13 protein-coding genes are annotated in these 9,469 nt (G+C 46.9%); 6 read left to right on the top strand and 7 right to left on the bottom strand.

Translation table 11 applies throughout. From position 1 onward, the window contains the following. A partial coding sequence (locus B5D42_RS18050) for a hypothetical protein (protein WP_217698859.1) occupies positions 1–187 on the top strand: 187 nt, incomplete at its 5' end. 292 nt (positions 188–479) lie between these two features. Beyond that, the gene (locus B5D42_RS17535; protein ID WP_078832849.1) at positions 480–1,115 is read left to right on the top strand and encodes a hypothetical protein; all 636 of its coding nucleotides are present in this window, start codon (positions 480–482) and stop codon (positions 1,113–1,115) included. A gap of 18 nt (positions 1,116–1,133) precedes the next feature. Here the strand turns inward: B5D42_RS17535 and B5D42_RS17530 are convergent, their stop codons facing one another. Then, positions 1,134–1,886 (bottom strand): LexA family transcriptional regulator, encoded by a 753-nt coding sequence (locus tag B5D42_RS17530; protein WP_078832848.1) that lies wholly within the window; start codon positions 1,884–1,886, stop codon positions 1,134–1,136. A 140-nt stretch (positions 1,887–2,026) separates the two neighbouring features. Here B5D42_RS17530 and surE point away from each other — a divergent pair, with 140 nt between their 5' ends. Both surE and B5D42_RS17520 read left to right on the top strand, forming a co-directional pair. After that, the gene (gene surE / locus B5D42_RS17525) at positions 2,027–2,818 is read left to right on the top strand and encodes a 5'/3'-nucleotidase SurE (protein WP_078832847.1); all 792 of its coding nucleotides are present in this window, start codon (positions 2,027–2,029) and stop codon (positions 2,816–2,818) included. Continuing rightward, entirely contained in the window at positions 2,815–3,111 is a 297-nt protein-coding gene (locus tag B5D42_RS17520) for a hypothetical protein (protein WP_078832846.1), read from the top strand. The genes surE and B5D42_RS17520 overlap by 4 nt, the downstream gene beginning before the upstream one ends. Positions 3,112–3,186: 75 nt before the next feature. Here the strand turns inward: B5D42_RS17520 and dnaJ are convergent, their stop codons facing one another. Both dnaJ and B5D42_RS17510 read right to left on the bottom strand, forming a co-directional pair. Beyond that, on the bottom strand, positions 3,187–4,353 hold the full coding sequence (gene dnaJ / locus B5D42_RS17515) for a molecular chaperone DnaJ (protein ID WP_078832845.1): 1,167 nt from the start codon (positions 4,351–4,353) through the stop codon (positions 3,187–3,189). A 25-nt stretch (positions 4,354–4,378) separates the two neighbouring features. After that, complete coding sequence (locus B5D42_RS17510) at positions 4,379–4,939, bottom strand: nucleotide exchange factor GrpE (RefSeq protein ID WP_078832844.1); 561 nt, start codon at positions 4,937–4,939, stop codon at positions 4,379–4,381. A 116-nt stretch (positions 4,940–5,055) separates the two neighbouring features. Here B5D42_RS17510 and B5D42_RS17505 point away from each other — a divergent pair, with 116 nt between their 5' ends. Together B5D42_RS17505 and B5D42_RS17500 are read left to right on the top strand one after the other, a co-directional pair. Next, the gene (locus B5D42_RS17505; protein ID WP_078832843.1) at positions 5,056–6,234 is read left to right on the top strand and encodes a class I SAM-dependent rRNA methyltransferase; all 1,179 of its coding nucleotides are present in this window, start codon (positions 5,056–5,058) and stop codon (positions 6,232–6,234) included. A 38-nt stretch (positions 6,235–6,272) separates the two neighbouring features. Beyond that, positions 6,273–6,971 carry a hypothetical protein gene (locus B5D42_RS17500; RefSeq protein ID WP_078832842.1) on the top strand — a complete coding sequence of 233 codons (699 nt, stop codon included), beginning with the start codon at positions 6,273–6,275 and terminating at the stop codon, positions 6,969–6,971. A gap of 127 nt (positions 6,972–7,098) precedes the next feature. Here the strand turns inward: B5D42_RS17500 and B5D42_RS17495 are convergent, their stop codons facing one another. The 4 genes from B5D42_RS17495 to B5D42_RS17480 form a co-directional block, all read right to left on the bottom strand. Continuing rightward, complete coding sequence (locus B5D42_RS17495) at positions 7,099–7,452, bottom strand: T9SS type A sorting domain-containing protein (protein WP_176113055.1); 354 nt, start codon at positions 7,450–7,452, stop codon at positions 7,099–7,101. Positions 7,453–7,573: 121 nt separating this feature from the next. After that, entirely contained in the window at positions 7,574–8,047 is a 474-nt protein-coding gene (locus tag B5D42_RS17490; RefSeq protein ID WP_078832840.1) for a redoxin domain-containing protein, read from the bottom strand. A 32-nt stretch (positions 8,048–8,079) separates the two neighbouring features. Next, positions 8,080–8,736 (bottom strand): 3-oxoacid CoA-transferase subunit B, encoded by a 657-nt coding sequence (locus B5D42_RS17485; protein ID WP_078832839.1) that lies wholly within the window; start codon positions 8,734–8,736, stop codon positions 8,080–8,082. A 33-nt stretch (positions 8,737–8,769) separates the two neighbouring features. After that, positions 8,770–9,462: a CoA transferase subunit A gene (locus B5D42_RS17480; RefSeq protein WP_078832838.1), complete on the bottom strand. Its 693-nt coding sequence runs from the start codon at positions 9,460–9,462 to the stop codon at positions 8,770–8,772. Positions 9,463–9,469: the final 7 nt, after the last annotated feature.

Genomic DNA, 9,469 nt, shown 5'->3' with positions numbered 1-9,469 from the left:
TTATAGATTTCAACCTTCAGACGGATGCTGGTATGCTTGTCGCTCAGGCCGCTGGGCCTCGTCTTTGCGCCAGCGCTGCTTTGGCCTCTATCGAAATGTGCTGCGCATCATTTCGATTACCTCCGCTTTGCTCGGTACCGAACCCAAAGAGGCGCCTCTGCAAAGACTGGTAGTATCTTTTGGTTAATGGTTAACCGTACCGATTTACGCTGTTTCCGCTGACGTCTCCCGAAGGGGACTCAGCGCAACACGCACTTGCTATTTCTAAAGCTGTTTATAGATTCCAACCTTCAGGCGCATGCAGGCATCTGTTGCTCAGGCCATAGAACTTCAAAGACTGATACATTAATTTGCGTTATTAAATGCTTCCGAACAGCTATAGGCTGGCAGCATATAACCATCGAAGGCATTAGAATTTTAGAAAAAACACTGCCTTAGCTATGGAATTCCATGTTTTTTTCATCTCTTAGGAAGACGAAATGAAGCATCATTCCTTATATACAGGGCTTCTTGCATTCCTGCTTTCTGTAGCGGGCTCTTTTTGTTATGGACAGAAGGATGACATATACAGGCTTGCGTTCAGTGATACTGATACTTCCAATTTCAGGATCATGAAGCTGCTGGGGCATAAAAGGCCCGCTATGATCAGGATCATGGATACAACCATGCGGATGCGACCTGCACGCTTCTGGATTGATGGGCTTGAAAAAGCTACGGCTGCAGACATCCGCAAAATGGAACTGGATGAACACCATGTTTATAACCACTCCTATCTTTTCACAGATACCTCATTAAGTAAACTATTCAGTACGAGTGAGAAGAAAGAACTTGCCGCAAAGGCCGCGCAGACAGGTTCCGGAAAACTAGCCCTGCACGGAACGAACTATACAACCCTGCACGGCAGCAAAAGCATCAAAGGCTTCTACGTTGTTAGTTCAGCGCCGCTATTCTCTTCAAACGGCTTATATGCTTTTATCGACATGCTGGTCTTTTATAAAGAAAAGACCAGCACTGAACTGAACGATTCTTATTTCGGCACCATCATGCTTGTTTTCAGTAAAGATGCCAATGGCAGCTGGAAAAAGATCGGGACCCGCAGTTACCTGATCCTTTAAGAGGAAGATGGCACTGCCTTAATTCATCTTTTTCTTCAGCGTGGTTACCTGCTCCTGCAGGTTGTTGACCATGCCGGCCAGCTGGTTCACATCCCAGCGCGGTGAAATGTTCGCTTTCTGCATGATGTATACCGCTTTCCAGACTTCGAGCACATCCTCCGCACTTACATTATAGGGTTCATATACAGGGTTGTCACTCACCAGCGTAAGCTTGTTGCGCAACCTGTTATTCTTCATTACCCTTTTGTATACAACGCCTTCATTCTTCGAAAGAACGATATAGGTATTACTGTTCTTCAGTTCTTCAAGGCTATCAACCTTCTCACCTACAATCACACTGCCACTTGGTGTTGGCAGCATACTGTCACCCACGATCTCAAATGCCCTGTACTGACCCGGAGCAAGCATGGGCAGCGTAAACGTATTCAGTTCATCCAGGAATTCAGGATCCGCGTAACCCGCCAGGTAACCTGCCGCGGCTTTCACCGGTACAAAACTGATGGTGGTTGCCTGTGCGGCCATTTTCAGCTGCCGGCGCTGCTCCATATAATTGGAACCCTTCGCTTCCGACAGATCCTTGAACAGGAAATCCTCCAGCGTGAGCTTGAACAAATGACAGATCGCTTCCGTTACATCCAGTCTCGGTTCGGCACGCTCTTCTTCATACGCACCAACCAGCGATCTTTTGATATTAAGCTTGTTCGCAAATTCTTCCTGCGTCCAGCCGCGCAGCTTGCGCAGGTAACGTAAGTTCTTTCCGGCGTTTGACATAGCTAAGTGATTTAGTGCAAATTACTAATATTTTTAGTTTGAACAAAAAAATTTTTATTTGTCCCTTCATTTATCAGGTATGTAGTCCGCCAGTCCCTTCGCTGCTTCAGCGGCTGAACGGAAGATCGTATCTTGCAGCTATGGCGAAGTCTGTTAAGAAAAAAGAAGAACCGGTTATACTCGTAACCAATGATGATGGTATTACTGCACCCGGTATACAAGCACTCGTTGAAGCTGTTAAAGGTCTTGGTAAAGTAGTGGTGGTTGCGCCCGATAAACCCCAGAGCGGTATGGGACATGCGATCACCATCGGTCAGCTGCTCAGGCTGCAGAAAGTGAATTTCCCCGGTGATGTGGAAGCCTACAGCTGCAGCGGCACTCCCGTTGATTGTGTAAAGCTCGCGGTAGACAAGATCCTCCACCGTAAACCCGATCTCTGCGTAAGTGGCGTGAACCATGGCGCCAACCATTCCATTAACGTGATCTATTCCGGCACCATGTCTGCCGCATTAGAAGCCGCGATCGAAAGTATACCCAGTGTTGGTTTCAGCCTGCTCGATTACAGCATCGAAGCTGATTTTTCCGCTGCTACCAAATACGCGCGACTCATCGTTCAGCAACTGCTGGAGGGCCGTTCGCTCGATAAACATCTCTGCCTGAACGTAAACATCCCGGCATCTCCGGAAAAACTCATCAAAGGCATCAAGATCTGTCGGCAGGCTTATGCCAAATACGAAGAGGAATTCGATGAGAGAAAAGATCCTACGGGCAAAAAATATTACTGGCTCACCGGCGAGTTCCAGAACTTCGATAAAGGAAGGGATACCGATGTATGGGCACTCAAAAACAATTATGTAAGTGTTGTACCCGTTCAGTTCGATCTCACCAATTATGAACTGAAAGAGAAACTGGAAAAAAACTGGAAACTGTGATATTCAAAAGAGACCAACTTACTTTAGGACTGATACTCGGCTTCATTGCGCCGGTATTCGGATTGTTTGGTTATTACCTGTTAAAATTCAGGCTGTTCACGCTGAAAGAATTTTTCCAGGTACTGGGCATGCAGCCATCATTGCTCACAGGTATCATCAGCCTGGCACTGATAGCGAATGCTGTTGTGTTCACCCTGTACATCAATGCACACAAGGATAAGACCGCGAAAGGTATTTTCATTGCTACCTGCATGTATGCCCTTGCTGCACTGTTTGTTAAGTGGGCGCTCTGATCAGTCTCACATAAAATGCATAAAAAAGGGAACAATACTTCTGATATTGTTCCCTTTTTCTTTATTATTCTAAACTTAGTTGAACGCTTCCCGTACGCGTTCAAAAAAGCTTTTTTCACTTTTACCTGGTTGCGGTTTGAAGTTCTCGCTTTTGCTGAGTTTATCCAGCATTGCTTTTTCCTCATCACTGATCTGCTGCGGTGTCCATACGTTCACATAGATCAGCTGGTCTCCTTTACCATAACCCTGTACTTCAGGGAAACCCTTTCCTTTCAGCCGGAATATTTTTCCGCTTTGTGTACCGGCCGGGATCTTGATCTTGGCCCTTCCGTCGATCGTTGGTACTTCTACCTGTGTGCCGAATGCAGCATCAGGGAATGAGATATGCAGATCATAGGCTACGTTCAATCCATCGCGCTGTAATTCTGCATGCGCTTCTTCTTCTATCTGAATGATCAGGTCGCCGGCTGCACCGCCTCTCTCGCCTGCATTTCCTTTTCCGCTCATGCTCAGCTGCATGCCTTCCTGTACGCCTGCCGGGATATCGATGCTGATCGTTTCTTCGCCATACACCCTTCCCTCTCCTTTACAGACTCCGCATTTGGCTGTAATGGTTGAACCTTCCCCGTTACAGGTAGGGCAGGTTGTTACCGTCTGCATCTGGCCCAGGAACGTATTGGTTACTTTTCTTACCTGGCCGCTGCCACCACAGGTATTACAGGTCTGTACGCTGCTTTTATCTTTTGCACCGCTGCCGCTGCAGGTTGTACAGCTGATATGCTTTTTAACTTTTACGTTCTTGGTTGTTCCTTTTGCAATTTCTTCAAACGTCAGTTTCATTTTGATGCGCAGATTGGAACCGCGTTGTCCGCGTGCACGGCCGCCGTTGCTTCTGCCGCGTCCGCCGCCAAAGAAACTGCCGAACATATCTTCCCCGAATACATCACCGAACTGGCTGAAGATATCATCCATGTTCATACCGCCACCGTAGTGACCACCACCCGATGTTCCCGGTCCGAAAGCCGCATGACCATAACGATCATATTTCGCTTTTTTATCGGCATCGCTCAGGATCTCATATGCTTCCGCGGCTTCCTTGAATTTCTCTTCTGCGGCCGTATCGCCGGGGTTGCGGTCGGGGTGGTATTGCATCGCTACTTTCCGGTATGCTTTCTTGATCTCATCCGCTGAAGCGCTTTTCGATACACCCAGTATCTCGTAAAAATCTCTTTTATTAGACATTCATTATAACTTTTCGGTTCAGGAATTATTTTCCTACCACCACTTTTGCGAAACGGATGATCTTGTCGTTCAGGTAATAACCCCTGGTTACTTCATCGATCACTTTTCCCTTCATTTCTTCGGCAGGCGCCGGGATCTCTGTGATCGCTTCATGCTTTTCCACATCAAATTCCTGGTTGATGCTTTCCATTGCTTTCAGCCCTTTTTGCTGTAGCGTGCTCCGTAACTTATTGAATACCAGATGCACGCCTTCTTTCTGGCTGGCGATATCATCATTAGCAGCCAGCTGTTTTTCGGCACGGTCGCAGTCGTCCAGCACATCCAGCAGCGAAACGATCACATCTTTTCCGGCGGTTTGCACCAGTTCCAGGCGTTCTTTGGCGGTTCTCCGGCGGAAATTGTCGAATTCTGCCATCAGGCGGAGGTATTTATCCTTCTGCTCCTGCAATTCTGCCTGCAGTTTTTCTGTCTCGTTTTCAGTTCCGGCACCGGTTGCCGCTGCATTTTCGTCAGCCTGCACCTCGGGAGCACTGCCATTATTATCTGCTGTACTGTTTGTTTGTGGTATTTCTTGCTCTTCCATCATATAAATAACGTTATACGTCTTATAAGTCAAAAATGTTGCCGGCGCAAAGAAACGGGAAAAAATGGCAGAAAGCGCTTCAGGTCCCTATTCCCCTTCACTCTTCCTATCTTCGCGCCATGACTAAAGTGTACCTGAAGAAGAAGATCGCTCCCCGTATTGCCAATGGCCATCCCTGGGTTTTCGGAAATGAAGTGGACCGGATTGCGGGTGAGGTAAATGCGGGCGATATCGTGGAAGTGACCTATGCCGACGGAAAATTCGCGGGCCGGGGTTATATCAATCCGAAATCGCAGATCCTCGTTCGTCTTTTAACGCGCAACAAGCAGGAATTCATAGATGAGCAGTTTATCCATAACCGCATTCTCAGGGCCTGGCAATACCGTCAGAAACTGGGTTATACGGAGAATTGCCGGCTGGTGTTCGGAGAGGCCGATGAACTTCCGGCACTCGTGATCGATAAATTCAATGATTATTTTGTGCTGCAGACCCTTTCGCTGGGCATGGAACGATGGAAAGATGCCATTGTACGGTCATTGGAAACCATTTTCTCTCCAAAAGGTATTTATGAACGGAATGATGTTCCTGTGCGTGAGCTGGAAGGACTGGCACAACAAAAAGGTTTTTTATCAGCCCCGTTCGATACCAATATCATCATTAACGAAAACGGCCTTAAGTTTCATGTTGATATTGAGAACGGACAGAAAACCGGTTATTTCCTCGATCAGCAGGACAACCGCAGGGCCATTCAGCATATTGTGAAAGGAGCCGAAGTGCTGGGGGCATTTACCTATACAGGTACTTTCGAGATCCACGCCGCACATTACGGTGCCAAATCGGTGCTCGGCCTCGATATTTCGGAACAGGCAGTAGCCCAGGCCAACCGTAATGCGCAGTTGAACGGGCTTGACCAGGTATGCCGTTTTGAAGCGATGAATGCATTCGATGTACTGAAGCAATGGGGTAAAGACGGCCGTCAGTATGATGTGGTAATGCTCGATCCGCCGGCTTTTACCAAGAGCAGGGAACATATACAGAAAGCGGTTGCAGGTTATAAGGAGATCAACCTGCGCGGTATGAAGATGATCCGCAATGGCGGCTTCCTGGTAACGTCCAGCTGTACCAACCTGGTACAACCCGATCTGTTCCTTCAAACCATCGATATGGCTGCGAAAGATGCGCGCAAAAAGATCAGGCAGGTCACGTTCCAGGCACAGGCAGCAGATCATCCGATCATCTGGGGAATGGAAAATACCAATTACCTGAAATTCCTGATCGTGGAAGTATCGGACCGTTAGGCATGCAACGGTATGGCTTTTAACAGAGTCATGCATACATGAAAAAATTACTGCTGACTGCCAGTTTTGCTGCATGCTTTTTTATAGTTCATGCACAGAAGATCACGTATTCACTGAACCTGAACAGCGGGTTTTCAGGTTATCATGGTAATGGTGTTTCCTCGCCGAGAGGAATTACACTGGGCGGCCCGATGTATGGTTTTTCTAATGCACCCGGCAAAAACAGCGGCTTCTCTTACGAGTTAGCCGTTTCAGGACAACGCGTTAGCCGCAGGGGCTGGATCTATGGTCTTGAGCTCGGCTATCAACGTATACAGACCAGGTCGGATATCAGTGTGATCTCTCCCTCTCTTATCAGCAGCGCTATCTTTACAGCTACCGGTTCATCTGTAACAACCAATACATTCCTGGCCATTACTGCCTTTGGCGGCTACAGGATTCCTGCAGGTAAATTCAGTTTCGATCTGAAAACAGGGTTTGAATATGCACCGAATCTTACCAGGAAAGAACATATTACCGGTATGGTCACTAATTCAGGACAAAAGATCGATGACTCGCATGACCTGCCGAAAAAATCCGATATGCGTGTCCGCTTTCTCCTCACCAGCAGCATTGGCAAATGGGGACTGAATACAGGTTATTCACTGGGCCTGTGCAATTATTTTGAATCACCGCATACGGATGATCCTAAAGCATACTCAGATTTTCTGCGCTTGGGGGTTAGTTACAATTTTTAGATTTTACTGTTATACAGGTTTATCAATCCGGGGGGATTGTTGTTACGGAGCCATCTGTGCTGCACAGTTTTCATGTTGACTGTTCTGCACGGAGCTCCGTTCTTTATTACAATAATTAAAAAGTGCGTTATTTGCTTACCTGGAATTTACCGGATTCGATGATCTTGCCGGTGATATCGCGGAGCTGGTAAATGTAAAGGCCCCTGAGATAGGAATCATCGAGATTAACAGTGATCTTACTGTCGGTGATCTTTACTTCGGTCATTCTTTTACCGATAAAATTATATACCTGCAATGTGTAGCTTTTATCGATCGATTTGTCAAATTCGAAACTGATGATAGTAGTAGCGGGGTTGGGATAAAAACGCAATACTTTGGCGGAGCTTGCTTCTTCGTTTACGGTAATATCCTGTTTCAGCGCAATAAAACTACTGCCCAGACATGCCGTAACCAGTATAATAGCTGCGTAAAGTCTCCTCATGGTTTTAGATACTATCGTAAAATTAAAGCAAAAAAACCGGGCCAGCAAGGGTTTCAGCCGGATTTCCATAAACGGGAAGCCGTGCTCGGCACGGCTTCTTACTATCAATTTGTTGTACGGCTTAGTTCAGGCCGGCCAATACTTTATTGATGGCTTCAAAATCAGGCAGATCGCCGGGTGTTGGGCATATTTCGGCGTATTGTACTGTTCCGTTTTTGTCTATGATAAAGGCAGCTCTTTTGCTTACACCCTGCATTTCAAAAGCGGGGAAAGTTTCGTACAGTACGTCGAAAGCTTTGGCAGCTTCTTTATTGAAATCGCTGAGCAGCGGGAAGTTCAGTTGCTGCTCGGCTTTGAATTTTCCCAGCGAAAAGATAGAATCTACTGAAATACCATATACCTGTGCGTTTGCCTGGTTATATACAGCAATGTTATCGCGGATATTGCAGAGTTCCGCCGTGCAGACACCAGTGAATGCGAGCGGGAAAAATAAAATAAGCACATTCTTACCCTTCTGTTCTGATAAGGTCACTTTGTTTTTATCCGTATCGAATAATGAAAAGTCCGGTGCACTTTGTCCTGTTTGAATCGGCATACTTTAATATTTATGAGTGGTTAATGAATACATTACAATTCCATTTCCGGCACATGATCCGGTACGATCAGCCTGCCTGCTGTTTTTGCCTGGATCTCTTCTACCGTTACACCGGGTGCTCTTTCCAATAACACAAAACCTTCAGGTGTTACATCCAGCGCGGCCAGTTCGGTAACGATCTTTTTCACGCATCCCACGCCGGTTAACGGCAGCGTACATTGCGGCAGCAGTTTACTCTCTCCTTTCGGATTGGTGTGCATCATGGCTACAATGATATTCCTTGCACTTGCCACCAGGTCCATTGCACCGCCCATGCCTTTTACCATTTTGCCGGGTATTTTCCAGTTGGCGATATCACCATTGTCGCTTACTTCCATAGCACCTAATACAGTAAGGTCTATTTTCCCTGCTCGGATCATGCCAAAGCTTTCGGCACTGTCGAAAAATGCGCCGCCGGGTATCACGGTTACGGTTTCTTTGCCTGCATTGATCAGGTCTGCATCTATTTCAGCTTCTGCGGGATAAGGCCCCATGCCCAGTATACCATTTTCGCTCTGCAGTATCACGGTGATCCCATCGGGTATAAAGTTGGCTACCAGCGTAGGGATACCGATACCGAGGTTTACATACATGCCGTCGCGCAGTTCCTTTGCGATACGTTTTGCTATGCCGAATTTATCTAGTGCCATGCTTGAATGATTTGGATGAATAATGATTGCGCATCAGAGTTTTACGGTTTTGCGTTCTATCCGCTTTTCGTAAGCGCTGCCCTGGAATATGCGGTGTACATAAACACCTGCTACATGCACATCATCCGGATCGATCTCTCCGGGCTGTACCAGTTCTTCCACTTCCGCAATGGTTATATTGCCGGCTTTGGCCATGGAAGTTGAAAAATTTCTTGTCGCTTTGCGGAAGACCAGGTTACCAAGCGTGTCTCCTTTCCAGGCCTTCACTATCGCAAAAGACGCATGCAGTGCGTGCTCCATCAGGTACATTTTACCGTTGAACTTCCGCACTTCTTTTCCTTCCGCGATCTCTGTTCCGTAGCCTGCAGGTGTATAAAAAGCTGGGATCCCCATACCGGTCATCTGTATGCGGGTTGCAAGTGTGCCCTGTGGTATCAGGTCTACTTCCAGTTCTCCGCTCAGCAACTGCCGTTCGAATTCTGCATTTTCTCCTACATAGCTGCTCATCATTTTGCGGATCTGTCTTGTCTTCAGTAAAAGACCAAGACCAAAATCATCTACTCCTGCATTGTTGGAAATACAGGTAAGTCCTTTCACGCCTTTTTTAACAAGCGCTGCAATACTGTTTTCAGGAATGCCGTTGAGACCAAATCCGCCCAGCATAATCGTTGCGTTATCCATAATGTCATGGATAGCTGCATCTGCGGATGCAAATACTTTATTCATAGCAAGA

The organism is Sediminibacterium ginsengisoli, assembly GCF_900167075.1.
Classification (GTDB): domain Bacteria; phylum Bacteroidota; class Bacteroidia; order Chitinophagales; family Chitinophagaceae; genus Sediminibacterium; species Sediminibacterium ginsengisoli.
The sequence above is the reverse complement of the archived record's forward strand: the minus strand, read 5'-3'. Positions and strand labels throughout refer to the sequence as shown.